Raw genomic sequence first — 26462 nt, forward strand, 5'->3', positions numbered from 1 at the left:
CGGGATACCATTTCCGTCGCCATGCAGACGAACCCCACCTACAGCAGCCTGGTCGCGGTCGGCGACTCCTTCACCGAGGGCATGTCGGACCTGATGCCCGACGGCACCTACCGGGGCTGGGCCGACCTGCTCGCCACGCGGATGGCGGCCCGTACGCCCGGCTTCCGGTACGCCAACCTCGCGGTGCGCGGCAAGCTGATCCGGCAGATCGTCGACGAGCAGGTCGACGTCGCTGCGGCCATGGGTGCCGACGTGATCACCCTGGTCGGCGGGCTCAACGACACGCTGCGGCCCAAGTGCGACATGGGCCTGGTGCGCGGGCTCCTGGAGGAGGCCGTGGAGAAGCTGGCCCCCGCGTGCCGGCAGCTCGTCCTGATGCGCAGCCCGGGCCGGCAGGGCCCTGTCCTGGAGCGATTCCGGCCGCGCATGGAGGAGCTGTTCGCCTGCGTCGACGAGCTGGCCGCCCGGCACGGCGCGATCGTCGTCGACCTGTACGGCGCGCCGTCCCTGAGCGACCCGCGGATGTGGGACGTGGACCGGCTGCACCTGACGGCCGAGGGTCACCGCCGGGTCGCCGAGGCGGTGTGGCAGACGCTCGGCTACGACCCCGAGGACGCCGAGTGGCACACGCCGATGCCGGCGACGCTGCCGCCGGGCTGGGTCATGCGGCGGGTCGCGGACGCGCGCTTCGCCCGGCAGCACCTGCTGCCGTGGATAGGCCGCCGTCTGACGGGCCGCTCCTCGGGCGACGGTCTGCCGCCCAAGCGGCCCGAGCTGCTGCCGTACGAGGATCTGGCGTAGCCGCAGGTGGAGACGGCCCGGACGCTCTCGTAGGTTCCGACAAGGACACCCGCGGCGCTGGCCTGCACGAATCGCCAGTAGAATCCGTGCACGTGACTTCCGCTCCCGCCAAGCCCCGCATCCCGAACGTCCTCGCCGGACGCTACGCCTCCGCCGAGCTCGCCACGCTCTGGTCGCCCGAGCAGAAGGTGAAGCTGGAGCGGCAGCTCTGGCTCGCCGTGCTGCGGGCCCAGAAGGACCTCGGGATCGAGGTGCCGGACGCGGCGCTCGCCGACTACGAGCGCGTCCTCGACACCGTCGACCTGGCTTCCATCGCCGAACGCGAGAAGGTCACGCGGCACGACGTGAAGGCGCGGATCGAGGAGTTCAACGACCTCGCCGGGCACGAGCACGTACACAAGGGCATGACCTCGCGCGACCTCACCGAGAACGTCGAGCAGCTCCAGATCCGCCTCTCGCTGGAACTGATGCGCGACCGCACGGTCGCGGTCCTGGCGCGCCTGGGCAGGCTGGCCGGCGAGTACGGCGAGCTGGTCATGGCCGGTCGCTCCCACAACGTGGCCGCCCAGGCCACCACCCTCGGCAAGCGTTTCGCGACCGCCACCGACGAGCTGCTCGTCGCCTACCACCGGATCGAGGAGCTGCTGGGCCGCTACCCGCTGCGCGGCATCAAGGGCCCGGTCGGCACCGCGCAGGACATGCTGGACCTGCTGGGCGGGGACGCCGCGAAGCTGGCGGACCTGGAGCAGCGGATCGCCACGCACCTGGGCTTCTCGCAGGCGTTCACCTCGGTCGGCCAGGTCTACCCGCGCTCGCTGGACTACGAGGTCGTGACGGCGCTGGTGCAGCTGGCGTCGGCCCCGTCGTCGCTGGCGAAGACGATCCGCCTGATGGCCGGGCACGAGCTGGTCACCGAGGGCTTCAAGCCCGGCCAGGTCGGTTCCTCGGCGATGCCGCACAAGATGAACACCCGCTCCTGCGAGCGCGTCAACGGTCTGATGGTCATCCTGCGCGGCTACGCCTCGATGACCGGCGAGCTGGCGGGCGACCAGTGGAACGAGGGCGACGTGTCCTGTTCGGTGGTGCGCCGGGTCGCGCTGCCGGACGCGTTCTTCGCGCTGGACGGTCTGCTGGAGACGTTCCTGACGGTGCTCGACGAGTTCGGCGCGTTCCCGGCGGTCGTCGCCCGCGAGCTGGACCGGTACCTGCCGTTCCTCGCCACCACCAAGGTGCTGATGGGCGCGGTGCGCGCGGGCGTGGGCCGGGAACTCGCGCACGAGGCGATCAAGGAGAACGCCGTCGCCTCCGCGCTCGCGATGCGCGAGCAGGGCGCCGAGCGCAACGAACTGCTCGACAAGCTGGCCGCCGACGCGCGCATCCCGCTGGACCGGGACCAGCTGGACGCGCTGATGGCCGACAAGCTGTCCTTCACGGGTGCCGCGGGCGACCAGGTCGCCGCCGTCGTCGCCCGGGTCGAGGAGATCGTGAAGCAGCACCCCCAGGCCGCGGGCTACACGCCCGGGGCGATCCTCTGACCCGCCGCCCCTGATGGCGCGTTTCACGCCCGAGGAACTGGAGGCCGCCCGCGGCCGCGTCGTGCCCGACGTGGTCGCGGAGGGCCTGCACGTCCTGTTCTGCGGCATCAACCCCGGCCTGATGACGGCCGCGACGGGCCACCACTTCGCCCGCCCGGGCAACCGCTTCTGGCCGGTGCTGCACCGGTCGGGGTTCACACCGCGCCTGCTCGAGCCGTCCGAGCAGCAGGAGTTGCTGTCGTACGGGCTCGGCATCACCAACGTCGTGGCGCGGGCCTCCGCCCGGGCCGACGAACTGAGTGCCGAGGAGTACCGGGAGGGCGGGCGGCTGCTCGCGACGAAGGTGGAACGGCTGCGGCCGCGCTGGCTGGCCGTGGTCGGTGTGACCGCGTACCGCGCCGCGTTCGACGACCGGAAGGCGCAGGTCGGGCCGCAGGAGCGGACGATCGGGGACACGCGCGTGTGGGTGCTGCCCAATCCGAGCGGGCTGAACGCGCACTGGACGGCCGAGACGATGGCGGAGGAGTTCGGACGGCTGCGGGAAGCCGCCGAGCACTGATCGCCTACGGCGGGTCCGTCTCCGTGACCAGGGCCAGCAGTTGGACCTCCCGCGACGCGTCGCGGTCGGCGACCGCCACGGCGACCCAGCGGCCCGTGCCCTCCACCTCCCACAGGTGGGCGACGCTCGCCCACGCGCTCAGTTCGGCCCAGGGCCGGGGCATCTCCTCATGCTCGGTGCGCAGCAGGACGGTCTGCAGGTTGTAGGGGTCCGTGTCGCCCCAGCGTGAGGCGAGGAGCTCGTAGACGGCGTCCCGGTCCTTCTCGTACTGGTCGATCGTCACCGCGCGGGCCGCCGGGTCGGCGTCGGTCGCGGCCTCTAACACCGCGATGTGGTGACCGGGTCCCGAGACACCGACGTCCGACGGGCCGTGCTCCGCCGGAAAGGGGCGGTAGCACAGCTCGTCGATGAGGGCGATGTGCTGCGCGATGTTCATGGGTCCAGTAAACCCGCCCCCACTGACACTTGGCGGAGCGTCAACCGGACCGTCGTCAGGCGTCCCTGCGACGCAGGCTCCACGCCCCCGCCAGCAGGGCCGCCGCCGTCCAGAGCGCCGTCACCGCGAGCCCCGACCACGGGCCGAGGGTCCCGTCGTACGTCTCCCGGAGAACGAGTTGTCCCGCCTTGTCCGGGAGGAAGTCGGCGACGGTGCCCGTCGCGTCGCCGATCACGAACGACACGACGAGGATGAACGGGATCAGCACGGACAGCGTGGCCACGCCGCTGCGCAGCAGGGCGGCGAGCCCGGCGGCGAACAGGGCCATGAGCATGAGGTACACGCCGCAGCCCACGACACCGCGCACCTGCTCGCCGGTGCTGAGCCCGTCGGCCGCCGGCCCGAGCCCCGCCCGCGCCACGAGGAGCGCGGCGAGGGCGGTCACCAGCCCCACCAGGAGGGCCGGTACGGCGATGGCGGCCGCCTTGGCCGCGAACCACCGTCCGCGCTGCGGAACCGCGGCCAGCGAGAGCCGGAGCCCGCCCGAGTGGAACTCCGAGGACACGGCCAGGGCCCCGAAGGAGAGGGCCGCTATCTGCCCCGGTATGACACCGGACAGAGCCATGAACAGCGGGTCGAACCCGGGTTCCGACGTGTCGGAGACACCGGCGATGGCGGAGAACGCCGTGGTCGCGGCGAACAGGGCGAGGAGCGCTCCCAGGAGCGAGCGGAGCGTGCGGATCTTCAGCCACTCGGAGCGCAGGACGGGCGTGAATTCCATGGTCAGGCCTCTTTCGGCTGCGGTGCGGTGAACTCGGTCTCGGCCGACGTGAGGTCGAAGTACGCCTGCTCCAAGGTGCCTTCCTCCGCCGCGAGTTCGAGAACCGGCACACCGGCGGCGGAGGTGAGGCGGCCGATGTCGTCCACGCGCGCGTGGTGCACGTTCCAGTGCCCGCCCTCGTGTTCCACCGCCTCGTAGCCGTGCGGGGCGAGGGCGCTCTTGAGAGCGGCGGGGTCGGTGGTCCGGATGCGTACGCGTGGCTGCACGCGTGCGTGGATGAAGTCCCGCATCGGGGTGTCGGCCAGCAGCCGGCCCCGGCCGAGGACGACGAGGTGATCGGCGAAGGACGCGGTCTCGTTCATCAGGTGGCTGGAGACCAGGACCGTGCGGCCCTGATCCGCGAGCCGGCGCAGCAACTGCCGGATCCACACGATGCCTTCGGGGTCCAGGCCGTTGGACGGCTCGTCCAGCATGACCACCTCCGGATCGCCCAGCAGGGCGGCGGCGATGCCCAGCCGCTGGCGCATGCCCAGGGAGTACGTCCGCACGCGGCGGCGGGCCACCGACGCCAGGCCCGTCTCCTCCAGCACCTCGTCGACCCGTCGGTCCGGGATGCGGTTGCTCGCCGCCAGGACACGGAGATGGTCGCGGGCGGTGCGCGAGCCGTGCGCGGACTGCGCGTCGAGCAGGGCGCCCACGTGGCGCAGGGGTTCGCTCAGCGTCGGGTAGGGCCGGCCGCCGACCGTGGCGGAACCGGCGGTCGGCCGGTCGAGGCCGAGCACCAGCCGCAGGGTGGTGGACTTTCCGGCGCCGTTCGGGCCGAGGAAGCCGGTGACGCGGCCGGGCTGCACGCGGAAGGTGAGCCCGTCCACGGCTCGCCGGCTGCCGAACTCCTTGGTGAGGTCCTGGACGTCGATGCTGGTCATGGCAGCAGCGTGACGGTCGGACCGGGGTGCGGTCCTCCCCCGGCGGCGGGGACCGCCTCCCCCGTGCGGGGGAGGCTCGATGTCCGTGCCGGCTGGCACGATGACGCCATGGTCCGCATGCTGCGCCCGTTCACCCGGGCGGTGACGTACACGCGGTGGCTGCATCTCTCCATGGCCATCGTGTGGCCGTCCCTGTGGCTGTTCATCGACGAGGCGTGGTGGACGGTGGGCACGGCGACCGTGCTGCTGGGGCTCGCGGGTCTGGTCCCCGCCATGCGGGTCGTGGAGGGGTTCCAGGCCAGGCTGCTGCTGACCGGCCACCGGGACGGTGGCGAGAGCCCGGAGATCGTCGTCGCCCCCTCGGCCACCTGGGGCGACCGCGGCCGGGTGGTGGTGTGGCTCCAGACGCGGCTGTTCTTCGGCGCCCTGGTGTCGCACCTCGCCGTCCAGCTGCTCCTCCTCGGGGTGGACCTGGTGTCGACGGCGATCAGCGGCGAACGCGCCGGCGGTGCCTGGCTGGTCGTCACGGGCCACCACTGGTGGCACGTCCTGCTCGCGCCCCTGCCCCTGGTCCTGGCGGCCGCGGTCGTGGTCGGTTCGGGGCACTTCATCACGGCGCTCGCCCGGCGCCTGCTCGGCCCTTCCCCCGCCGAGCGGCTCGCCGCACTGGAGGAGCGCACGGAACAGCTCCTGGAACGCACCCGGATCGCCCGCGAGTTGCACGACTCCATCGGGCACGCGCTCACGGTCGCCGTCGTGCAGGCGGGGGCGGCCCGGGCGGCGGGCGATCCGGCCTTCACCGACCGGGCCCTGGGTGCCATCGAGGAGACCGGCCGGGCCGCTCTGGAGGACCTGGAGCGGGTGCTCGGCGTCCTGCGTGAGTCGGGGAAACCGGTGAGCGGCAGACCGACCCTCGCCGACGCCGACCGCCTGCTGGAGTCGGCCCGGGCCTCCGGGGCGAAGGTCGACGCCGAGGTGACCGGGCCGGTGGAAACGGTGCCGGGACCGGTGTCCCGGGAGGGCTACCGGATCCTCCAGGAGTCGCTGACCAACGTGCTGCGGCACGCAGGGGCGGTCCCGGTGCGCGTCCGGGTGCGCGTCGCCGGCGGCACCCTCGTCCTCGCGATACGCAATCCGCTGCCGACCGGAGCTCCCGGCTCGGGGCGCGGCAGCGGGCTGCGCGGGATACGCGAACGCGCGGCCCTGCTCGGCGGGCGGGCCCGGACCGGACCCGACGAAGGCGACTGGCAGGTCCATGCCGAACTGCCGCTGAGTTGATCTACGCTGGTCCGATGCCGGTCACCGTTCTCCTCGTCGACGACGAACCCCTCGTACGCGCCGGTCTGCGGGCCGTGCTGGAGGCACAGCCCGACATCGAGGTCGTCGGGGAGGCCGCGGACGGGGCGGCGGTGATCCCGCTCGTACGGCAGCTGCGGCCGGACGTGGTCGCCATGGACGTGCGGATGCCGCTGCTGGACGGCATCGAGGCCACCCGGGCGCTGCTGCGGACGGTCGACGAGCCGCCCCGGATCCTCGTGGTGACGACGTTCGAGAACGACGAGTACGTGTACGAGGCGTTGCGCGCGGGAGCCGACGGTTTCCTGCTCAAGCGGGCCCGCCCGGCCGAGATCGTGCACGCGGTACGGCTGATCGCCGAAGGCGAGTCGCTGCTGTTCCCGGCCTCGGTGCGGCAGCTCGCCGCCGAGTACGGTGACACCGGCGGGAACCGCGCGGCACGGGCCGTGCTGGAGCGGGCTCAGCTGACCGAACGCGAGGCGGAGGTGCTGCGGCTGATGGCGCGGGGCCTGTCGAACGCGGAGATCGCCACCCGCCTGATCGTGGGGACCGAGACCGTGAAGTCGCATGTCAGCGCGGTGCTGGCGAAGTTGGGGGCGCGCGATCGCACCCAGGCGGTGATCGCGGCGTACGAGTCGGGGTTCGTGGCGCCGGGCTGATCGCCCCGGGCCCGTGCCCGCCCCTCGCCGGGGTGTGCCGTGCCGAAGTACCATCCGGCCAACACGCGCGCGACCTGGGAGGACGGACGGTGGGGCGGCTGACCGGCGGGGACCCCTCGCTGCTGCGAAGGATCAACTCCGCGGTGGTGCTGCACGCGCTGCGTGCCACGGACTGCGCGACGCTGACCGAGATCACCCGGGTGACGGGGCTGTCCCGGCCGACCGTCGAGGGCGTCGTCGAAGGGCTCATCGAAGCCGGGCTCGTCGTCGAGAAGGCGGCCGAGGAGGGCGCTGCCCGGCGGCAGGGCCGTCCGGCGCGGCGGTTCCGCTTCCGGGCGGAGGCCGGGCATCTGCTGGGGCTGGAGATCGGGGCGCACCGGGTGGCGGCACTGCTGGCCGACCTGGACGGCCGGGTGATAGGCGCCCAGGCCAGGGAGGTCCCCGAGACGGCCGGTGCCGACGAGCGGCTGGAGCGGCTGCGGGGGACCGTCGCCGAGCTGCTGCGGCGGGCCGGGGTCGCACGCGGTTCGCTGCGGGCCGTGGGCGTGGCGACGCCCGGGATCGTCGAGGCCGACGGCACGGTGCGGCTGAGCACGGCGCTGCCGGGGTGGACCGGGCTGCGGCTGGGCGAGCGGCTGGGCCGGTCGTTCAAGTGCCCGGTGCTGGTCGAGAACGACGCCAACGCGGCCGCCGTCGCCGAGCACTGGAAGGGCGCGGCCACCGAGTCGGACGACGTGGTGTTCGTGCTGGCGGGGCTCAGCCCGGGCGCCGGTTCGCTGATCGGGGGGCGGCTGCACCGGGGCTACGGCGGGGCGGCCGGCGAGATCGGCGCGCTGCATCTGCTGGGCCGGGGGGTGACGCCCGAGACGCTGCTGTCCACCACGGACGAACCGCTGCACCCGCTCGACGAGCAGGCGGTCGCCGAGGTCTTCGCGCAGGCCCGCGAGGGTGACCAGCGGGCCCGCGCGGCCGTCGACCGCTTCATCCAGCGTCTGGTCCACGACGTGGCGGCCCTCGTCCTCGCCCTGGACCCCGAGCTGGTCGTCGTCGGCGGCTGGGCGGCAGGCCTGGACGGCGTCCTGGCACCCCTGCGGCAGGAACTCGCCCGCTACTGCCTGCGCCCCCCGGAGGTGACCCTCTCCAGTCTGGGAGACGCGGCGGTGGCGACAGGCGCCCTGCGCCTGGCCCTGGACCACGTGGAGGAACAACTCTTCGCAGTGGAGCAACGCCCCCTTTAGGGGCGCGGGGAACTGCGCGACAAGCCACAGCGCGCCGGCAGCCTCCCGCACCGCACCCCTACGGCGCCAGGCTCAGGACGCCTGCTTCTGAAGCCCGGGGTGGATCTCCACACCCCCCGCATCACCGAAGGTCAACCGGCACGTGTCAGCGCGATACGTCGCCACCGACAGCGCAGCCGTCCGCCCCCCGGCGACGAACCGCGTCGTCACCACCAGCACGGGCGCCCCGGGCAGCCGGTCCAGTTCCTTCGCCTCGTCGGCGCCGGCGGAGCCGAGCTCCACCGCGTTCTCCTGCCGCTCCAGCTCCAGCCGCTGAAGCTCGCGCAGCACCGCACGCGCGCGTGCCGCTCCGGACGGCGCGTCGATGCCGGAGAGCTCGGCCACCGAGGGCTGCGGGACGTACAGCAGCTCCGCGGCCACGGGCCGGCCGTGCGAGACGCGGGAGCGCCGCACGATGTGCACGGACTCCTCGCTGCCGGTCTCCAGCGCCTCGGCGACGGCCGTCGGCGGCACCGCCGCCGTGCAGTCGACGGGCTGCCAGGCGTCCTCGGGGCCGCCCGGCCAGGTGTGCGGGCCGGTGCCGAGGGAGACGCCCACGCGCGGCGGCGCGACGGTCGTCCCGACACCGCGGCGGCGCTGCAGCCTGCCTTCGAGTTCGAGCTGCTCCAGGGCCTGGCGGAGTGTGGCGCGGGCGACGCCGAAGCGAGCCGCGAGGTCGCGCTCGTTGGGCAGGATCTCCCCCACCGAGAACTCCGAGTCGAGCGCTTGGCTGAGCACGGTCTTGAGATGCCAGTACTTCGGTTCCTGCACCGATTCCAGCTGCGTGGTCCCCACCCTGTCCTCCGCAATCGCCGTGGTCGGCAGCGTTTTAGCGCCCTTGTTTATTAAAGGTTGTTGCACTTCTCTGCGACCATAGGGCGGCCCTGATCCTTGGTCAAGACCAATGGCCGGGAACGTTCACGGGGCGTTCGTGCGAGGTCGCGGACCGCCCCGGCGGGGCGTCTAGGCGACGGTCAGCGACCGCAGCTTGTCGGGGTTGCGGATGATGTAGACGGCCTGGACGCGGCCGTCGGCGACGTCGACCTGGAAGACGGAGTCGGGCTTGTCGCCGGACAGGATCAGCACGGCCGGGCCGCCGTTGAGCTCCAGGAACCGCACAGACAGACCAGGGAGGCCCTTCTGCGCGGCGCCGACGAGGAAGCGGCCCACCTTGTCGGCGGTCCGCAGGACCCGCAGCGGCGCCCGCGACTTGCCGCCGCTGTCGCCGACGAGCCGGACCTCCGGGGCGAGCAGCGCCATCAGGCCTTCGAGGTCGCCGTCGGCCGCGGCGGCGAGGAACCGTTCGGTGAGGTCGCGACGCTGGGCGGGGTCGACCTCGTAGCGCGGGCGCCGCTCCTCGACGTGCTTGCGGGCCCGCCCGGCCAGCCGGCGCACCGCCGGTTCGCCGCGGTCGAGCATGGTGGCGATGTCGGTGTACGGGAAGCCGAAGGCCTCGCGCAGCACGAACACGGCCCGCTCCAGCGGTGACAGCGACTCCAGCACGACGAGGACGGCGAGGGAGACGGAGTCGGCGAGCACGGCCCGCTCGGCGGTGTCCGGCACGGTGTCGCCGAAATCGGTGGCATAGGGCTCGGGCAGCCAGGGTCCGACGTACGTCTCGCCGCGGGCCTTGATCTGGCGCAGCCGGTCGATGGCGAGCCGGGTGGTGATCCGCACGAGGTAGCCGCGCGGTTCGCGCACGGCGTCGCGGGCGGCGCCGGACCAGCGCAGCCACGCCTCCTGGACCACGTCCTCCGCGTCGGCCACGCGTCCCAGCATGCGGTAGGCGACGCCCAGCAGGACGGGGCGGTGCGTTTCGAAGACGTCGGTCGCGGTCTCGGTGGTCACCGCTCCATCCCAGCCCACCGTTGCGGCCCTGTCCAGGCGGAATCGCCCCTTCCCGGACAGAATGGCCGACAGGACGCCGTTGGTCGGCGGCAGGGCTGCGGAGGTGGCGATGCGGTACGCGGTGCTGGGCACGGGACAGGTCGGCCGCACGCTCGGCGGACGGCTGGTGGAGCTGGGGCACGAGGTGCGGCTCGGCTCGCGCACGAGGGACAACACGGCCGCCGTGCAGTGGGCCGCCGCCGCGGGCCCCGCGGCGGGCGCGGGGACGTTCGCGGAGGCGGCGCGCTTCGGTGAGGTCGTGGTGAACGCGGTCGGCGGGCGGGTGGCCCTCGCCGCGCTGGAGGCGGCGGGGGCGGCGAACATCGACGGGAAGGTCCTCGTGGACGTGTCCAATCCGCTGGCGTTCGAGGAGGGTGAGCTGCGGCTGTCCCCTGTCGAGTCGGACAGCGTGGGTGAGCAGATCCAGCGGGCGTTCCCGCACGCGCGCGTGGTGAAGTCGCTCAACACGGTCAACTGCCGGGTGATGGTGGCACCGGACAGTGTGCCGGGCGAGCACAACGTCTTCGTCTGCGGGGACGACCAGGGCGCCAAGGAGCAGGTGACGGCCCTGCTCGGGGAGTTCGGCTGGCCGGCCGACCGTGTGCTCGACCTCGGTGGCATCCGGGAGGCCCGTGCGGTGGAGATGTGGCTGCCTCTGTGGGTCGACCTGCTCCGGAAGTTCGGGCACGGCGAGTTCAACCTGGAGGTGCACCGGGCCCGATGAGCCGCCCGGTGCCGTGAAGGTGACGACACCATGGGGCTACCCGCGGGTAGCAATTGCTGACAAGCTGTCTACAGCGTCCGTCAGCGAGTACAGCCGAGGAGCACCCCATGTCCGCCACCGTCTCCTTCAAAGTCGCCTCCGCGCAGGGCGAGCAGAGCGTGACCCTGTCCTACACGCGCCGGGGCAGCGGCGAGCCGCTCCTCCTGCTGCACGGCATCGGCCATCACCGGCAGGTGTGGGACCCGGTGATCCCCGCGCTGGCGGCCGAGCGCGACGTGATCGCCGTGGACCTGCCCGGCTGCGGTGAGTCACCGGCGCTCCCGGACGGCATGGCGCACGACCTGCCCACGATGAGCACGGTCCTCACGGCGCTGTGCGAGGCGCTGGAGATCCAACGGCCGCACGTGGCGGGCAACTCGCTGGGGGGCCTGCTGGCGCTGGACCTGGCCCGGGCGCAGCTCGTCCGCTCGGTCACCGCCCTGTCCCCCGCCGGCTTCTGGAACGAGGCCGAGCGCCGCTACGCCTTCACGGTGCTGACGGCCATGCGGCAGATCGCCCGCCGGATGCCGCCGCCGCTGGTCGAGCGGCTGGCCCGCCCGGCCATCGGCCGCACCCTGCTGACGAGCACCATCTACGCCCGTCCGGGCCGCCGTTCGCCCGAGGCCGTGGTCGCCGAGACGCTCGCGCTGGCCCGGGCCCACGGGTTCTCCGAGACGCTGCGCTCCGGCCGGACCGTGCAGTTCACCGACGACATCGTGGGCACGCCGGTCACCGTGGCGTGGGGCAACCGGGACCGGCTGCTCATCCCCCGCCAGGGCGTGCGCGCCAAGGGCGTCATCCCCGGGGCCCGGCTGGTGCGGCTGCCCGGCTGCGGGCACGTCCCGATGAACGACGACCCGGCGCTGGTGGCCCGGGTGGTGCTCGACGGCAGCCGCTGACCCGCACAAGGGGGCGGCGGGGCCTCTAAGGTCTCCCCTCATGAGGCCAACGCAGAGCGACCCTGGCGAAGGTGCGGCGTCCGCCGCCTGGGAACTGCTGCTCCCCGCCGCCTCGGCACCGGCGCGCACGCGCGGCCGTTCCCTCCAGGCGGCGCTGCGCGAGGCGGTCCGCTCGGGCCGGCTCACCCCGGGCACGCGGCTGCCGTCGAGCCGGGACCTCGCGGCGGACCTGGGGGTGTCACGCGGGCTGATCACGGAGGCGTACGAGCAGCTGACGGCGGAGGGGTACCTGCGCAGCGGCCGGGGCGCCGGGACCTGGGTGGGCGCGGCCGTCCGGGCCGCCCGGCCGCGGGCGCACGACCTCGCTCCCCGATCGCCCGGATCCCGGGCGGACTTCGTGCCGGGGACGCCGGACCTGGCGCTGTTCCCGCGCTCGGCCTGGGCCGCCGCGCAGCGCGGGGTGCTGGCGGAACTGCCGCACCAGGAGCTGGGGTATCCCGATCCGCGGGGGCTGCCGCGGTTGCGCGCCGCGCTGGCCGAACTGCTCGCCCGGCGGCGGGGCGTGGTGGCCGACCCGGAGCGGATCGTGGTCGTCTCGGGGGTGGCCCAGGCGACGGCCCTGCTCGGTTTCGCGCTGCACGCGCGCGGGGTGCGCACGGTCGGCGTGGAGGACCCGGGCAGTCCCCAGCACGACGCGCTGTACGGCGCGGCCGGGGTCACCGCCGTGCCGCTGCCGGTGGACGAGGAGGGGGTCGCCCCGGAACCGCTGCGGGCGTCGGGCGTACGGGCCGTGGTGACGACTCCGGCCCACCAGTTCCCCACCGGCATCGCCTACTCGGCGCGGCGTCGCGCCGAGTTGCTGGACTGGGCGCGGTCGGTGGACGGCATCGTGCTGGAGGACGACTACGACGGCGACTTCCGCTACGACCGTGCCCCGGTGGGCGCGCTCCAGGGTCTCGACCCGGACCACGTGGCCTACACGGGCTCGGTCAGCAAGTCCCTCGCCCCGGGCCTGCGGCTGGGCTGGCTGCTGGTGCCGGAGTCCTGGGCGGAGGAGATCGTGGAACGCAAGCGCACCATGGACCTCGGGCACCCGGCCCTCGACCAGGCGCTGTTCGCCCGCTTCCTGGAGCGCGGCGACTACGACCGCCAGCTGCGCCGCTGCCAGCGCGCCTACCGCGAGCGGCGTGACGCGCTGGTCGCCGCCCTGGACGCGCACTTCCCCGGCTCGGAGGTGTCCGGGATCGCCGCGGGTCTGCATGTGATCGCCACACTGCCGGGGCGGTACGGGCCCCAGGAGCGGTTCCTGGCGCGCGTGGCGGAGGCGGGAGTGGCGGTGCGCCCGCTGTCGGCGTACGCCCATACGCGGACCGGGTCCGGCGGAGCCGGGGAGATTCAGCTCGTCCTGGGTTACGCCCATGTGCCGCCCGCGCGGATCGCCGAGGGCGTGCGCCTGATGGCCAAGGCCGCGACCGGGTGAGCCGACCGGTTCGCCGGTTCCCTCACCCTGCGGTCAGTTGTTCACTTGGGGTTCGTGTGTGCGCTGCGGCATGCCAGTAGTTGTGGCTCTGCACACTTGGCCGGATCCCGTCCCTGGAGGCGTATCCATGTCACACCGTCCGTTGCCCGGGCGCCGTAGCGTCCTGCGTGGCTCACTCGCCGCGTCGGCGGCCCTGTCCCTGCCCACCGCCCTCGGCGCGGCGCCCGCCTTCGCGCGCTCGGGGCGCCCTCACGCGGGGTGGGGTGTGCAGGCGGGAGACGTGACCTGCGACTCCGGGCTGGTGTGGGTGCGCTCCGACCGGCCCGCCCGGATGATCGTCGAGACATCGGCGACCGAGTCGTTCCGCAACCCCCGCAGATGGCACGGCCCGCTGCTGGGCCTGGGCACCGACTTCACCGGCACGACCCGGCTGCGCGGCCTGCCGTCCGGCGAGCAGATCCACTACCGCGTGCTGCTCGCCGACCCGGACGATCCGCGCCGCACCGGCGAGCCGGTCACCGGCACCTTCCGCACGGCGTCCGCCAAACGCCGCGACGGTGTGCGGTTCGTCTGGTCCGGCGACCTGGCCGGGCAGGGCTGGGGCATCAACCCGGAGTTCGGCGGTTACACGATCTACAACGCGATGGCCGCCCTGGACCCGGACTTCTTCCTGTGCAGCGGCGACAACATCTACGCCGACGGCCCGATTACCGGGACCGTGGCCCTGCCCGACGGCCGGACCTGGCGGAACATCACCACCGAGGAGAAGGCGAAGGTCGCCGAGACGCTCGGGGAGTTCCGCGGCAACTTCCGCTACAACCTGCTCGACGAGAACCTGCGGGCCTTCAACGCCCGGGTCCCGTCCATCGTCCAGTGGGACGACCACGAGGTCACCAACAACTGGTACCCGGGCGAGGTCCTCACCGACGCCCGGTACACCGAGAAGCGCGTCGACGTGCTCGCCGCCCGCGCCCGCCGGGCCTTCTCGGAGTACTTCCCGATCTCCACCCTGCGCCGCCCGGACGGCCGGGTCTACCGGGTGCAGCACCACGGCCCGCTGCTGGATGTCTTCGTCCTGGACATGCGCACCTACCGCAACGCCAACTCGCCGGACGACCAGCCGGTCGACCCGCAGGGCATCCTCGGCCGCGAGCAACTGGAGTGGCTCAAGCGCGAGCTGTCCCGCTCCCGGGCGGTGTGGAAGGTGATCGCCTCCGACATGCCGATTGGACTGGTCGTACCGGACGCGCCGAACATCGAGGCCGTCGCGCAGGGCGACCCCGGCAAGCCGCTCGGCCGCGAGCTGCAGATCGCCGAACTCCTGCGGTTCGTCAAGCACCGGCGCATCACGGGCACGGTGTGGCTGACCGCCGATGTGCACCACACCTCGGCGCAGCACTACCAGCCGTCGAAGGCCGCCTTCACCGACTTCGAGCCGTTCTGGGAGTTCGTCTCGGGCCCGCTCAACGCCGGCGCCTTCCCGGCGAACGCGCTGGACGGCACGTTCGGCCCGGACCGTGTGTTCGTGAAGGCACCGACGACGGCCAACGTCTCCCCCGCCGGGGGTTTCCAGTTCTTCGGCGAGGTCGACATCGACGGCCACAGCGGTGAGCTGACGGTCCGTCTGCGGGAGCAGGACGGCACCGTGCTGTTCACGCAGGTGCTCCAGCCCGGCCGGGTCGGCCAGTAGGTACGGAACGCAACGTTTGAAGCGGCGACAAAGGGGGGAAACTCCCCCCTTTACCCGCCGGTCACAAAGCGTTCTCGATCACGCAACACCGTTCCGTCACAGTGGGTGCATGACGCGAGAACTGACTCAAGTGCCGCACCGTGACGACGACTGCCGCCCCGCCACGCCGTGGCAGCGGATCGCGGAGACCTTCCGGGCCTGGCGAACACGACGCCACGAACACGCGCCGCCGACGAGTGATACCGAGTCCCCGGCACCGGAGCCGGTGCCGGGGGCGAACACCCTGTGGCGGATGCGGACCACGGTTCAGGACGAACCGGGGTCACTGGCGGCCCTCTGCACGGCCCTGGCCGGACATCGCGTCGACATCCTCAGCCTCCAGACACACCCGCTGGCCGTCGGCACGGTCGACGAGTTCCTGCTGCGGGGCCCGGCCGGTCTGCCGTCGTCCGCGATCACCACGGCCGTCGAGTCGGCCGGTGGCACCGACACCTGGATCGAGCGGGCCGACGCGCACGACCTGGTGGACGCGCCGACCCGGGTCCTCGGGCTCGCCGCCCGCACCGCCCTGGACGCGGCGGAACTTCCCTTGGCACTGCGGCAGTTGCTGGGCCGGTGCACCATCCGTTCCCGTCCCGCTCCGATCGGCGGCGGCCGGGTGCCGGGGGGCCTTTTGGTGGAGGGGGCCCTGGACGACACGGTGATGCGGCTGCGCGCCCCGGAGGGCGGAGTGATCACCGTGGAGCGGCCGTATCTGCCGTTCACACCGACCGAGTTCGCCCGGGCCAGGGCCCTGGTGGAACTGGACGCCCGGCTCGGGCCGCGCCTGCCGCACGGACGGGACGAGCTCACGCTCGCCGAGGGCAGCGACATCACCGTGCGGCGGGCCGACACGCGTGACCTCGAAGCGGCCAGGGCGATGCACGAGCGGTGCTCCGCGCACACGCTGAAGCTGCGCTACCACGGGCCCCTCGGCGACGCCGACCGGTACCTCAACCACCTGCTCAGTCCGCGCTACGGCCGCACCCTCGCCGTGCAGACGGCCTCCGGCCGGATCGTCGGGCTGGGCCACCTCCTGTGGGACGGGGACGAGACGGAGGTCGCGCTGCTCGTCGAGGACGCCTGGCAGCGGCGGGGTGTCGGGACGGAGCTGCTGGGGCGGTTGGTCGGGATGGCCGTCGAGGCCGGTTGCTCGAGTGTGTATGCCGTGACGCAGGCGTCCAACACGGGGATGCTGGCCGCGATGCGCGGGCTCGGGCTGCCTCTCGACTACCAGGTCGAGGAGGGGACGCTGGTCATCACGGCGCGGCTGGGTGAGCCGGTGGTCACGGGTGCCGAGGAGATCGGGAGGGCCTCCGCACCGTAGGGGCGTCCGTCAGTGGGCGGGTGCGGGTGCGCTGTGGCTCGTCGCGCAGTTCCCCGCGCCCCCATGAGGGCCGGAGAGGGCCTGGTCGAGATCCGACCACAGGTCCTCCACGTCCTCCAGGCCCACCGACATGCGCAGGAGCTGGTCGCTCACCCCGGCTCCCCTGCGGTCGTCCGCGTCGACGATGCGGTGGCTGATGGAGGCCGGGTGCTGGATGAGGGTGTCCACGCTGCCGAGGCTCACCGCCGGGGTGATCAGGCGGACGCCGGCGATGGCCTCGTGCGGGTCGCCGTGCACCTCGAAGGCGACCATGGCGCCGCCGATCCGCGGGTAGTGCACCCGGGCGATCCGCGGGTCGGCGGCCAGCCGGCGGACCAGTTCGGCGGCGGTGGCGGAGGCCGCCCGGACCCGGACGGGCAGGGTGGACAGGCCGCGCAGCAGCAGATAGCCGGCCAGGGGGTGCAGGACACCGCCCGTGGCGAAGCGCACTTGGCGCAGCCGGCCCGCGAACTCCGCGTCGCAGGCGACCACGCCCGCGAGCACGTCACCGTGTCCGCCGAGGTACTTGGTGGCGCTGTGCAGGATCAGCCGGGCGCCCTGCTCGGCGGGACGCTGCAGCACGGGTGTGGCGAAGGTGTTGTCCACGAGCAACGGCACCGAGCCGCACGCGTGGGCGACGGCCCGCAGGTCGACCTCGGCGAGAGTGGGGTTGGCCGGGGACTCGACCAGGACCAGGCCGGTGTCGGGGCGCAGCGCGTCGGCGACACCGGCCGGGTCGGTCCAGGTCACCTCCGAGCCCAGCAGCCCGGCGGTCAGCAGATGGTCGCTGCATCCGTAGAGGGGCCGTACGGCGACGACATGGCGCAGGCCCATCGAGCCGCGGACGAGGAGGACGGCGCTCAGCGCCGCCATGCCGCTGGCGAACGCCACCGCCGCCTCGGTGCCTTCGAGCCGGGCCAGGGCCGTCTCGAAGCGGGCGACGGTCGGGTTGCCGAGCCGCCCGTAGACGGGCGGGCCGTCCGGCTCGGCACCGGTGGTGGCGAACGCGTCGATCCGGGCCGCCTCGCCGCGGCTGTCGTACGACGGGTAGGTGGTGGACAGATCGATCGGCGGGGCGTGCAGCCCCTGCCGGGCGAGGTCGTCCCGCCCGGCGTGCACGGCCTCGGTGGCGAGGGCTCGCGGTGCGGTGCGGATGTCGTCGTGGGCGCGCGTGCTCGCTGTGTCCATGTCCATGGTGGCCAAGGGTGAACATCTGCCGGGTGGCCGGGTGAAAGTCCCGTGCTACGTTCGGCTCATGGCTGAATCCGTCGTACTGGATCCGGTGGATCTCCATCTGTTGCGGCTGTTGCAGAACGACGCCCGGGCGACGTACCGGGATCTCGCCGCGCAGGTCGGGGTGGCGCCGTCGACCTGTCTGGACCGGGTGACGCGGCTGCGCCGCTCGGGCGTGATCCTCGGGCACCGGCTGGAGCTGGATCCGGCCAAGCTGGGGAGAGGACTTCAGGCCCTGCTGTCGGTGCAGGTCAGGCCGCACCGGCGGGAGCTCGTGGGGCCGTTCGTGGAGCGGATCCGGGCCCTGCCGGAGTCGCGGACGGTCTTCCACCTGACCGGGCCCGACGACTATCTGGTCCATGTCGCGGTCGCCGACATGGCCGATCTCCAGCGGCTGGTGCTGGACGAGTTCACCTCGCGGCGGGAGGTGGCACGGGTGGAGACCCGGCTGATCTTCCAGCAGTGGGAGTGCGGGCCGCTGCTGCCGCCTTCGCCCTCGGCTCAATCCGCGTGACGTGCGCGGTCCGTCGTACGAGGATGGCCGCATGTCTGAGATCAAGAGTCCGCTGCCCCGTGAAGTCGCCGACGCGTACGTCGACGAGCTCGTCGCCCTCGACCCGATCACCGGCACGTTCCTCGGCGACAAGGAGAGTTCGAGCAGGCTGCCCGACACCTCGCCCGCGGGTCAGGAGGCGCTCGCTGAGCTGGCACGCCGGACACTGGCCCGACTGGACGAGGCCGAGCGGCTGCCCGGCGCGGACAGTGACATCGAGCGCCGTTGCGCGCGGCTGCTGCGCGAGCGGCTCAGCGCCGAACTCGCCGTGCACGAGGCCGACGAGAGTCTGCGTTCCGTCAGCAATCTGAGCTCCATCGCCCACGCCGTGCGGCAGGTGTTCACCGTGACGCCGGCGCAGTCGGAACAGGACTGGGCGGCGATCGCCGAGCGGCTGCGCGCGGTCCCGGCCGCGCTGGAGGGCTACCGGGAGTCCCTGGCGCTCGGCCTGGAGCGGAAGCTGTACGGCGGCCCCCGCGCCACGGCGACCTTCGTGCAGCAGCTCGGCGAGTGGGCCGACGCCGACGGCGAGGGCCACGGCTGGTTCGAGCAGTACGCCGCCGCCGGCCCCGAGGCCCTGCGGTCGGAGCTGGACACCGCCGCCCGCTCGGCCACCGAGGCCGTCGTCCGGCTGCGCGACTGGACGCGGGACGTGTACGCGCCGGCGATCGAGGGCGCGCCGGACGTGGTGGGCCGGGAGCGGTACGCGCGCTGGGTGCGCTACTTCAACGGCACGGACCTCGACCTGGACGAGGCGTACGCCTACGGCTGGTCCGAGTACCACCGCCTCCTCGGCGAGATGAGGAGCGAGGCCGAGAAGATCCTGCCGGGCGCCGGCACGCCATGGGAGGCGCTGGCCCACCTCGACGAGCAGGGCACGCACATCGAGGGTGTCGACGAGGTCCGCGACTGGCTTCAGAGCCTGATGGACGAGGCGATGGACGCGCTCGACGGCACCCACTTCGACCTGGCCGAGCGGGTGCGCCGGGTGGAGTCGCGCATCGCCCCTCCGGGCAGCGCCGCCGCCCCCTACTACACGCCGCCGTCGGACGATTTCTCGCGCCCGGGCTGCACCTGGCTGCCGACCATGGGCGAGACGCGCTTCCCGGTCTACGACCTGGTGTCGACCTGGTACCACGAGGGTGTGCCCGGCCACCACCTCCAGCTGGCCCAGTGGAAGCACGTGGCGCAGAACCTCTCGCGCTACCAGGCGAGCGTCGGCATGGTGAGTGCCAACGCCGAGGGCTGGGCGCTGTACGCGGAGCGGCTGATGGACGAACTGGGCTTCCTGACGGACCCGGAGCGCCGGCTCGGCTACCTGGACGCGCAGATGATGCGGGCCGTGCGCGTCATCATCGACATCGGCATGCACCTGGAACTGACGATCCCGGACGACTCGCCCTTCCATCCCGGGGAGCGCTGGACGCCCGAGCTGGCGCAGGAGTTCTTCGGCTCGCACAGCAGCCGCCCCGCGGACTTCGTGGAGAGCGAGCTGACCCGCTACCTGTCCATGCCGGGCCAGGCCATCGGCTACAAGCTCGGCGAGCGGGCGTGGCTGCTGGGCCGCGAGAACGCGCGCAAGCGTCACGGGGACGCGTTCGACCCGAAGGCGTGGCACATGGCGGCGCTGTCGCAGGGTTCGCTCGGTCTGGACGACCTGGTCGACGAACTGTCGCGGCTGTAGGAGCATCCCCGCGCCCCCCGCGGCGTCGCTATCGCGGCGCCAGGAGGCGCAGCTGGATCAGGTCCAGCCAGGTCTCCGGGCCCGGCTGGACCCTCGCCGCGCGGACCCCGTACCGGCCCGGTTCCAGGGCGACCCGGACCTGGTCGGTGCCCGCCAGGCCCGTCCCGGGCCAGGCCGCGTCGAAGAGGCGGACGGGCCCGGCCACCTTCCAGGTCGTCTCCGGTCCCCACTCCGCCGTGGCGGTCGCCGGCGGGACGCTCGCCAGCAGTTCGTCCTCGGAGTTGCCGGCGCACCACCGGACGAACATGCCGTGGTCGGGCAGGTAGGCGGTCGAGGCGGGCTCGTCACCGAGGACCAGGGCGGTGCAGTCGCCGACCGGGAGAAGGCCGACCTGGCCGTCCACCTCGCAGGCCCGGTCGTAGTCCGAGGCCGTCTCCTCGCCGTCGGCGCCCGCCCAGAACGGCAGGACGGTCTCCGGTACCGCTATCAGCGGCCCGCCGCCCGACTCCACCCATTCCACTGCGCCCGGCTCCGCGTATCGCACCATGGCGCAAGAACCTACAGGGCCAACTCACGGCAAAGGATCGGGGGTTCAGCAGCCGCAGTCGCCGGCGTCCACGGGGGCCGTCAGGGGATCCGGGGCCCGGCGCCCGCGCCCCTGCCAGGTCTCGAACGCGAGGCCCTCGCGCACCCAGTACTCGAAGCCGCCGAGCATCTCCTTGACCCGGTAGCCGAGTTCGGCCAGGGCGAGGGCCGCGCGGGCGGCGCCGTTGCAGCCGGGGCCCCAGCAGTACGTCACGACCGGCACCGACCGGTCGAGGAGCTGCCCGGCCTGCTCGGGGACGAGCCCGGTCGGCAGGTGGACCGCGCCGGGGATGTGGCCCTGGTCCCAGGCCTGAGTGGAGCGTGAGTCGACGAGAACGAAGCCGGGGTCACCACCGGCATCGAGTGCGGCGGCGACGTCGGACACGTCGGTGTGGAAGGCGAGACCGGCGCGGAAGTGGGCGGCGGCCTCGGCCGGAGCGGCGGGGGCGACGCGCAGTACGGGGTTCACGGTGGTGGTCATGCGGAAAAACTACGGCCGCCGGTCCCGACCCTGAAGCGACGATCCCCGGCACTCTGCTTGATCCGCCGGGGATTCCCCTGCTATCCCTCGGGGATGACCGAGTATTCCCCGGACGCCACCGACTGGCGCATCCTCGACGTCCTCCAGCGGCAGGGCCGGGCCGGTTTCACCGAGCTGGCACGCGCCGTGTCCATGTCCGCGAGCGCGGTCACCGAGCGGGTGCGCCGCATGGAGGAGGCCGGGGTCATCCAGGGCTACGCGGCGGTGGTCGATCCGGAGCGGCTGGGCCTGCCGATCCTGGCGTTCGTGCGTCTGAGGTATCCGAACGGCAACTACAAGCCCTTCCACGACCTGGTCGCCGTCACGCCCGAGATCCTGGAGGCGCACCACGTCACGGGCGACGACTGTTTCGTCATCAAGGTCACGGCCCGCTCGATGCGCCACCTGGAGGAGGTGTCGGGGAGGATCGGGGCGCTGGGCTCGGTGACCACGAGCGTGGTGTACTCCTCGCCCCTCCCCCGGCGTCCCCTGGGCCGCTGACCTCAGCCGGCACCGCGCTGCCGCAGCGTCGACCCGGAGCGGCCCTTGACCACTTCGAGCTGGGCGTGTATCCGCCGCCGCAGGTCGGCGACATGGCTGACGATGCCGACGCTTCGGTCGCGTTCGCGCAGGGAGTCGAGGACGTCGAGGACCTCGTCGAGGGTCTGGTCGTCGAGGCTGCCGAAGCCCTCGTCGATGAAGAGGGTGTCCAGCCGCACCCCGCCCGCCTCGTTCGTGACGACGTCAGCGAGGCCCAGGGCCAGGGCGAGCGAGGCGAAGAACGTCTCGCCGCCCGACAGCGTCGCCGTGTCCCGCTCGCGGCCGGTCCAGGCGTCGACGACGTGCAGTCCGAGTCCGCTGCGGCCGCGTCCGGTGCGGTCGTCGGAGTGGACGAGGGTGTAGCGGCCGGACGACATGCGGCGCAGCCGTACGGTCGCGGCGGCGGCGACCTGCTCCAGCCGGGCCGCCAGCACGTACGACTCCAGGCGCATCCGGCGTTCGTTGTCCGCCGAGGTGCCGGCGGCGAGGCCGGCCATGCGGGCGACGCGGTCGTACTCCTCGCGCAGCGGGGCCAGCCGGCGTGCGGAGGCGGTCGCGCGGGCGGAGAGCCGGTCGAGTTCGGCGCAGCGCCGGCCGGCGGCGTCATGGGCGGAGGCGGCGTCACGCAGCCGCCGGGCCGCCTCGTCGGCGGCCCGTTGCGCCGAGTCCAGGTCGGCCTGCGGCTCGCGGGCCGCCGCGGAGGTGTCGGCCTCGGCGAGGACGGCCCGTACGGCGGCCTCCTCGTGCTGCCAGGCGTCGAGTCGGCGTTGCAGCTCGCGGTGGGCAGCGTTGTCGAGGAGGGCGGCGGCAGCGGCCTGCGGCGTCTCGAAGCCGGCGCGGAACGCGGCGTCGGCGAGCCGGGCGTCGGCGTCCTTGAGCCGCTGGGCGGTGTCCTCGGTGACGCGGGCGGTGTCGGCGGCGTCGGTGAGCAGCGCGGTCCGCCGCTCCAGCTGTGCGGCCCGCGCGGCGACACTGTCCAGGGAGCCCCGCGCCCGGTCCAGCTCCTCCTCCAGGGCGGCCCGTTCGCGGTCCAGCCGCTCCCGGTGACCGACCCTTGAGGCGGTCCGTACGGCGGCCTCCTGCCGGGCGGCGAGGCGCCGTTCGTGCTCCTGCCCGGCCTGCCGCAGGCGCTCCTGCGCGGCGTGCAGTTCGGCGGCGGCACTGCGGGCCCGCGCGTACTCCTCCTCCAGCTGCGCCATGTCGGCGGCGAGTTGCCCGGTGGGGGTGTCACCGGCCTCCGCGGTGGCGGCGGCCAGAGCCTCGCGTCCGGCGCCGAGTCGCCGTTCGTGCTCGGCGCGCTGTTCGTCGGCACGCTGGTAGGCGGTGAGGGCGTGCTCCTCCGCCTCGCGGTCGACGTGTCCGGCCACCTTGCGGGCGGGGGCGGGGTGTTCGGTGGCTCCGCAGACGGCGCAGGGTTCGCCGTCGGTGAGGTGCGCGGCCAGTTCGGCGGCGATGCCGTTCAGGCGCTCTTCCTTGAGGTCGAGCCAGTGCTGCTTGGCCCGCAGGGTCTGGTCCTGTGCGGTGCGGACCCGGTCGACCGCCCGGTCCGTCTCCTGGGCGAGCTGGTCGCGCAGGCGGGCCGCCCGGAGCCGCTGCCGGGCGGGCTCGCGCCGTACGGCGAGCTGCTCGGCGAGGGCGGCGGCCTGCTGTGCGGAGTCCACCCGGCTCTGGAGTGCGGTGCGCGTCTCCTCCCAGCCGTCCAGCCAGGCCTCCGCCTCCTGGAGGAGGTCCGCGTCGGCGCGCTCCTGGCGGTCCAGGCCGGCACGCTCGTCGAGGAGTTCGGCCAGCCGCCGCTCGGCACGGCGGGCCGAGTCGAGTCCGCCCAGTTCCTCGGCGGCCCGGCGTGCGGCGGCGGCGAGTCCGGCCGCGCCCGCGTCGGCGAAGGTCTCCGGCAGCAGGGCACGGGCGCGTGCCTCTGCCGCGGCGGCGCGACGGTGCTCGGCCTCCGCGGAATCGCGCAGGTCCAGGGCGGGCGCGACCGCTTCGGCCTTGCGGGCCCGCTCCATGAGCGCCTGTGCCTCCCGGTAGGCCTCGGCTCCCTCCGCCAGGCGTGCCGCGCGTTCGCGTGCCTCCGTGAACCGCCGCTGGAGCCGGGCCAGTTCGCGTGCGTCGTCAAGAGCGCGGCCGGCGGCGGCCTGTGCGGACTCGGCGGCGGTGAGCGTGCACGCGGCGACGGTGAGCTGCTCCTGGGCGGTGCTGCGGGCGACGGCGGCCGCGGTCAGTACGGCCTCGGCGAGCCCCGGCTCGCCCGGGGCGAGTTCCGGCAGCTCCATGGCGTCGCCCGCGGCCTGCTGCATGCGGTGTGCGTCGGCGAGCAGTTCCGCGTCCCCGTCCCGCACCTGGGCCTCGGTGGCGCGGCGGCGCTCGGCGAGGCGCTTCTCGACGTCGGCGAAGCGGCGGGTGTCGAACAGCCGGCCCAGCAGCTTGCCGCGGGCTTCGGCGTCGGCGCGCAGGAACCGGGCGAAGTCGCCCTGCGGCAGCAGCACCACCTGGCAGAACTGCTCCCGGCTCATGCCGAGCAGCTGGGTGATCTCCTCACCGATCTCCTGGTGGGAGCGGCTGAGGTCCTTCCAGGCCCGGGCCGTGGCGTCGTACGCGCGCAGCCAGGTCTGGGCCTTGTCCAGGGTCGTGCCGGTGCCGCGCTTCTTGGGGCGCTCCCAGGGCGGCTGGCGGGTGACCTCCAGGCGGCGTCCGGCGACGGTGAGTTCGAGGACGACCTCGGTGCGGGTCGCGGGCGCGGCGTGGTCGCTGCGCAGCGTCGTGCCCTGCCCGCCGCCCTGCCGGGCGCCGGGCACCGAGCCGTAGAGGGCGTAGCAGACGGCGTCGAGGACGGACGTCTTGCCCGCGCCGGTGGGTCCGTGCAGCAGGAACAGCCCGGCGCTCGACAACTCGTCGAAGTCGACGGTCTGGGTGCCTCCGAAGGGCCCGAAGGCGGTGACCGTGAGCCGGTGGAGCCTCACCGGGCCACCTCCCGGACGGCCTCGTCGGCCCGTACCGCGTCGAACGCGTCGCGCAGCACGCCCTGTTCGTGCCGGTCGGGTCCGGCGCCGCGCACATGGGCGACGAAGTCCTCGGCGATCTCCTGGTCGCTGCGGCCGGCGAGGCGCCGGGCGTACGACACCGCGGACTCGTCCTGGTCGCGGTCGGGGTCGAAGACGAGGCTGAGCGTGTGCGGGAAGCGCTCGGTGAGCCGGGCCATCGGGTCGGCCGGGCGGACGGGGTCGGTGAGCGTCGCCTCGACCCACGCCTCCTCGTGCCGGGTCAGGTCCGGGTCGGCGAGCAGGTCCTCCAGGGTGCCCCGGATCCGGGCCAGGGCGCGGGGCACCGGGCAGTCGACGCGCTCGGCCTCGACGGAGCCGTCCGCGGCCAGGTCGACCAGCCACATGCTCTTGCGGTGGGCGGCTTCCGAGAAGGAGTAGGGCAGCGGGGAACCGGAGTAGCGGACGCGGTCGGTGAGGGTCTGGCAGCCGTGCAGATGCCCGAGCGCCACGTAGTCGACGCCGTCGAACACCCCGGCGGGCACCGCGGCGACGCCGCCGACGGTGATGTCCCGCTCACTGTCGCTGGGTTCGCCGCCGGTGACGAAGGCGTGCGCGAGGACGACGGAGCGGGTGCCGGGCGCGCGGGCACCGAGGTCGGCACGGACCCGGTCCATGGCGGCGGCGAGCACGGCCTCGTGCCCGGCCTTCTCCACGCCGAACTCGTCCTTCACCAGGGCCGGTTCGAGGTAGGGCAGCCCGTAGAAGGCGACGTCGCCGTGGGCGTCGGCCAGCAGCACCGGGGTGCCGGCCGCCGACGGCTCGGTCCGCAGATGGACGCCCGCCCGGCCGATCAGCCCGGCGCCGACGCCGAGCCGGCGGGCCGAGTCGTGGTTCCCGGAGATCATCACCGTCGGCACGCCGAGGTCGGCGAGGCGGTGCAGCGCGTCGTCGAACAGCTCGACCGCGGCGAGCGGCGGTACCGCCCGGTCGTACACGTCCCCCGAGACGACCACCGCGTCCACGGCCCGCTCCCGCACGGTCGTGACGAGGTGGCCGATGAACTCGGCCTGGGCTCCGAGCATGTTCACCCGGTGGAAGGCCCGGCCGAGGTGCCAGTCGGACGTGTGCAGCAGTCTCACGACCCCGCCCCGGCCTGCATGTCTCCCCTGCTTTCCCGCACCACCAGCGCGAGCCGGTACGGCTCGCTGTCAGCACCACCACGCTAACGCGTGCGGGCATCTGCTCCCCCACGAACCTCGGCATGTCACGCCTACCCGGCGCCGATTGAGGGGAAATGTCCGTACGTGTACCGCGGAAAACACGCCTCGCGGAGCCCCGCGTCACACGTCCCCGTACGCCTCGCCGCCCGGTTCGAAGCCGGCCGTCCCGGCGGTGGCGTCGGCGAGCCAGGACCGGAAGGCGTCCACGTCGGCGTCCGGGAGGGCGATCTCGATCGTGACCGCCTCCGCGTAGCGCACGTCCCGGACCTCGCGCCCGGTGGTGCGCAGGTCGTTCTCGAGCTTTCCGGCCCGCTGGTGGTCCACGGTGACCGTGGCGAGCCGGAACCTGCGGCGGGTGCGGGTGCCGAGGGTGTCCAGGGCCTCGCCGACCGCTCCGCCGTACGCCCGGATGAGCCCGCCTGCGCCGAGTTTGACCCCGCCGTAGTAGCGGGTGACGACGGCCACGACGTACCGCGTGTCCCGGCGCAGCAGCATCTGGAGCATGGGGACACCGGCGGTGCCGCCGGGTTCGCCGTCGTCGCTCGCCTTCTGGACGGAGGCGTCGGCGCCGATGACGTATGCCCAGCAGTTGTGGGAGGCGTCGGCGTGCTCCTTGCGGACCGTGGCGATGAAGTCCTGGGCCTCCTGTTCGGTGGCCGCCGGGGCGAGGGCGCACAGGAAGCGGGATCGGTTGACCTCCGTCTCGTGCACTCCGGCGCCGGTGACCGTGCGGTACTCGTCCTGCTGCATCG

General features: G+C 73.5%; 25 protein-coding genes. 14 read left to right on the plus strand and 11 right to left on the minus strand.

Annotation, left to right across the window (positions count from 1 at the left end; all coding sequences use genetic code 11):
- Positions 1 to 21: 21 nt before the first annotated feature.
- The 3 genes from ACIRDU_RS22605 (at position 22) to mug (ending at position 2895) form a co-directional block, all read left to right on the plus strand.
- Positions 22 to 801 (plus strand): SGNH/GDSL hydrolase family protein, encoded by a 780-nt coding sequence (locus ACIRDU_RS22605; protein ID WP_403582056.1) that lies wholly within the window; start codon positions 22 to 24, stop codon positions 799 to 801.
- Positions 802 to 893: 92 nt separating this feature from the next.
- Positions 894 to 2336, plus strand: a complete 1443-nt coding sequence (purB, locus tag ACIRDU_RS22610) for an adenylosuccinate lyase (RefSeq protein ID WP_403582058.1) — start codon at positions 894 to 896, stop codon at positions 2334 to 2336.
- Positions 2337 to 2349: 13 nt separating this feature from the next.
- On the plus strand, positions 2350 to 2895 hold the full coding sequence (gene mug / locus ACIRDU_RS22615) for a G/U mismatch-specific DNA glycosylase (RefSeq protein WP_403582060.1): 546 nt from the start codon (positions 2350 to 2352) through the stop codon (positions 2893 to 2895).
- Between the two features lie 4 nt (positions 2896 to 2899).
- On the opposite strand, the gene ACIRDU_RS22620 is transcribed toward mug, so the two are convergent.
- From ACIRDU_RS22620 to ACIRDU_RS22630, 3 genes are read right to left on the minus strand one after another with little or no spacing between them, the layout of a single operon-like run.
- Positions 2900 to 3331 carry a hypothetical protein gene (locus ACIRDU_RS22620; protein WP_403582062.1) on the minus strand — a complete coding sequence of 144 codons (432 nt, stop codon included), beginning with the start codon at positions 3329 to 3331 and terminating at the stop codon, positions 2900 to 2902.
- A gap of 55 nt (positions 3332 to 3386) precedes the next feature.
- Positions 3387 to 4112: an ABC transporter permease gene (locus ACIRDU_RS22625; protein WP_403582064.1), complete on the minus strand. Its 726-nt coding sequence runs from the start codon at positions 4110 to 4112 to the stop codon at positions 3387 to 3389.
- A 2-nt stretch (positions 4113 to 4114) separates the two neighbouring features.
- A complete protein-coding gene (locus tag ACIRDU_RS22630; RefSeq protein ID WP_403582066.1) occupies positions 4115 to 5038 on the minus strand; it encodes an ABC transporter ATP-binding protein in 924 nt (307 codons plus the stop codon).
- A gap of 108 nt (positions 5039 to 5146) precedes the next feature.
- Here ACIRDU_RS22630 and ACIRDU_RS22635 point away from each other — a divergent pair, with 108 nt between their 5' ends.
- The 3 genes from ACIRDU_RS22635 to ACIRDU_RS22645 all read left to right on the plus strand — a co-directional run bounded on the left by ACIRDU_RS22635 (position 5147) and on the right by ACIRDU_RS22645 (position 8231).
- The gene (locus tag ACIRDU_RS22635; protein ID WP_403582067.1) at positions 5147 to 6316 is read left to right on the plus strand and encodes a sensor histidine kinase; all 1170 of its coding nucleotides are present in this window, start codon (positions 5147 to 5149) and stop codon (positions 6314 to 6316) included.
- A 14-nt stretch (positions 6317 to 6330) separates the two neighbouring features.
- Positions 6331 to 6993: a response regulator gene (locus ACIRDU_RS22640; RefSeq protein WP_403582069.1), complete on the plus strand. Its 663-nt coding sequence runs from the start codon at positions 6331 to 6333 to the stop codon at positions 6991 to 6993.
- Positions 6994 to 7082: 89 nt separating this feature from the next.
- Complete coding sequence (locus tag ACIRDU_RS22645; protein ID WP_403582070.1) at positions 7083 to 8231, plus strand: ROK family transcriptional regulator; 1149 nt, start codon at positions 7083 to 7085, stop codon at positions 8229 to 8231.
- Between the two features lie 72 nt (positions 8232 to 8303).
- Here ACIRDU_RS22645 and ACIRDU_RS22650 read toward each other — a convergent pair whose 3' ends face one another.
- Both ACIRDU_RS22650 and ACIRDU_RS22655 read right to left on the minus strand, forming a co-directional pair.
- The gene (locus ACIRDU_RS22650; RefSeq protein ID WP_403582072.1) at positions 8304 to 9065 is read right to left on the minus strand and encodes a GntR family transcriptional regulator; all 762 of its coding nucleotides are present in this window, start codon (positions 9063 to 9065) and stop codon (positions 8304 to 8306) included.
- 168 nt (positions 9066 to 9233) lie between these two features.
- Positions 9234 to 10118: an RNA polymerase sigma-70 factor gene (locus tag ACIRDU_RS22655; RefSeq protein WP_403582074.1), complete on the minus strand. Its 885-nt coding sequence runs from the start codon at positions 10116 to 10118 to the stop codon at positions 9234 to 9236.
- A gap of 109 nt (positions 10119 to 10227) precedes the next feature.
- Between ACIRDU_RS22655 and ACIRDU_RS22660 the strand changes: the two genes are divergently transcribed.
- The 5 genes from ACIRDU_RS22660 (at position 10228) to ACIRDU_RS22680 (ending at position 16355) form a co-directional block, all read left to right on the plus strand.
- Positions 10228 to 10881 carry an NADPH-dependent F420 reductase gene (locus ACIRDU_RS22660; protein ID WP_403582225.1) on the plus strand — a complete coding sequence of 218 codons (654 nt, stop codon included), beginning with the start codon at positions 10228 to 10230 and terminating at the stop codon, positions 10879 to 10881.
- 107 nt (positions 10882 to 10988) lie between these two features.
- On the plus strand, positions 10989 to 11819 hold the full coding sequence (locus ACIRDU_RS22665; RefSeq protein WP_403582076.1) for an alpha/beta fold hydrolase: 831 nt from the start codon (positions 10989 to 10991) through the stop codon (positions 11817 to 11819).
- 40 nt (positions 11820 to 11859) lie between these two features.
- Positions 11860 to 13299 carry a PLP-dependent aminotransferase family protein gene (locus ACIRDU_RS22670; RefSeq protein ID WP_403582078.1) on the plus strand — a complete coding sequence of 480 codons (1440 nt, stop codon included), beginning with the start codon at positions 11860 to 11862 and terminating at the stop codon, positions 13297 to 13299.
- Between the two features lie 127 nt (positions 13300 to 13426).
- On the plus strand, positions 13427 to 14989 hold the full coding sequence (locus tag ACIRDU_RS22675; RefSeq protein WP_403582079.1) for an alkaline phosphatase D family protein: 1563 nt from the start codon (positions 13427 to 13429) through the stop codon (positions 14987 to 14989).
- A gap of 109 nt (positions 14990 to 15098) precedes the next feature.
- Positions 15099 to 16355, plus strand: coding sequence for a GNAT family N-acetyltransferase (locus ACIRDU_RS22680; RefSeq protein ID WP_403582081.1), 1257 nt, complete (start codon positions 15099 to 15101; stop codon positions 16353 to 16355).
- Positions 16356 to 16364: 9 nt separating this feature from the next.
- Here the strand turns inward: ACIRDU_RS22680 and ACIRDU_RS22685 are convergent, their stop codons facing one another.
- Complete coding sequence (locus tag ACIRDU_RS22685) at positions 16365 to 17582, minus strand: trans-sulfuration enzyme family protein (protein ID WP_403582227.1); 1218 nt, start codon at positions 17580 to 17582, stop codon at positions 16365 to 16367.
- Between the two features lie 67 nt (positions 17583 to 17649).
- Between ACIRDU_RS22685 and ACIRDU_RS22690 the strand changes: the two genes are divergently transcribed.
- Together ACIRDU_RS22690 and ACIRDU_RS22695 are read left to right on the plus strand one after the other, a co-directional pair.
- Complete coding sequence (locus ACIRDU_RS22690) at positions 17650 to 18141, plus strand: Lrp/AsnC family transcriptional regulator (protein ID WP_403582082.1); 492 nt, start codon at positions 17650 to 17652, stop codon at positions 18139 to 18141.
- Between the two features lie 31 nt (positions 18142 to 18172).
- Positions 18173 to 19864, plus strand: a complete 1692-nt coding sequence (locus ACIRDU_RS22695; protein WP_403582084.1) for a DUF885 domain-containing protein — start codon at positions 18173 to 18175, stop codon at positions 19862 to 19864.
- Between the two features lie 28 nt (positions 19865 to 19892).
- Here ACIRDU_RS22695 and ACIRDU_RS22700 read toward each other — a convergent pair whose 3' ends face one another.
- The gene (locus ACIRDU_RS22700; protein ID WP_403582086.1) at positions 19893 to 20411 is read right to left on the minus strand and encodes an immunity 21 family protein; all 519 of its coding nucleotides are present in this window, start codon (positions 20409 to 20411) and stop codon (positions 19893 to 19895) included.
- A gap of 45 nt (positions 20412 to 20456) precedes the next feature.
- On the minus strand, positions 20457 to 20930 hold the full coding sequence (locus ACIRDU_RS22705) for a rhodanese-like domain-containing protein (RefSeq protein WP_403582088.1): 474 nt from the start codon (positions 20928 to 20930) through the stop codon (positions 20457 to 20459).
- A 93-nt stretch (positions 20931 to 21023) separates the two neighbouring features.
- Between ACIRDU_RS22705 and ACIRDU_RS22710 the strand changes: the two genes are divergently transcribed.
- Complete coding sequence (locus tag ACIRDU_RS22710; RefSeq protein ID WP_403582090.1) at positions 21024 to 21470, plus strand: Lrp/AsnC family transcriptional regulator; 447 nt, start codon at positions 21024 to 21026, stop codon at positions 21468 to 21470.
- A 2-nt stretch (positions 21471 to 21472) separates the two neighbouring features.
- Here the strand turns inward: ACIRDU_RS22710 and ACIRDU_RS22715 are convergent, their stop codons facing one another.
- The 3 genes from ACIRDU_RS22715 to ACIRDU_RS22725 form a co-directional block, all read right to left on the minus strand.
- Entirely contained in the window at positions 21473 to 24469 is a 2997-nt protein-coding gene (locus tag ACIRDU_RS22715; protein WP_403582092.1) for an AAA family ATPase, read from the minus strand.
- Entirely contained in the window at positions 24466 to 25629 is a 1164-nt protein-coding gene (locus ACIRDU_RS22720; RefSeq protein WP_403582094.1) for an exonuclease SbcCD subunit D, read from the minus strand. The genes ACIRDU_RS22715 and ACIRDU_RS22720 overlap by 4 nt, the downstream gene beginning before the upstream one ends.
- A gap of 201 nt (positions 25630 to 25830) precedes the next feature.
- On the minus strand, positions 25831 to 26460 hold the full coding sequence (locus ACIRDU_RS22725; RefSeq protein WP_403582095.1) for a YigZ family protein: 630 nt from the start codon (positions 26458 to 26460) through the stop codon (positions 25831 to 25833).
- Positions 26461 to 26462: the final 2 nt, after the last annotated feature.

Origin of the sequence: Streptomyces sp. NPDC093598, from assembly GCF_044764825.1 — a bacterium.
In the GTDB taxonomy this organism is placed as follows: Bacteria; Actinomycetota; Actinomycetes; order Streptomycetales; family Streptomycetaceae; genus Streptomyces.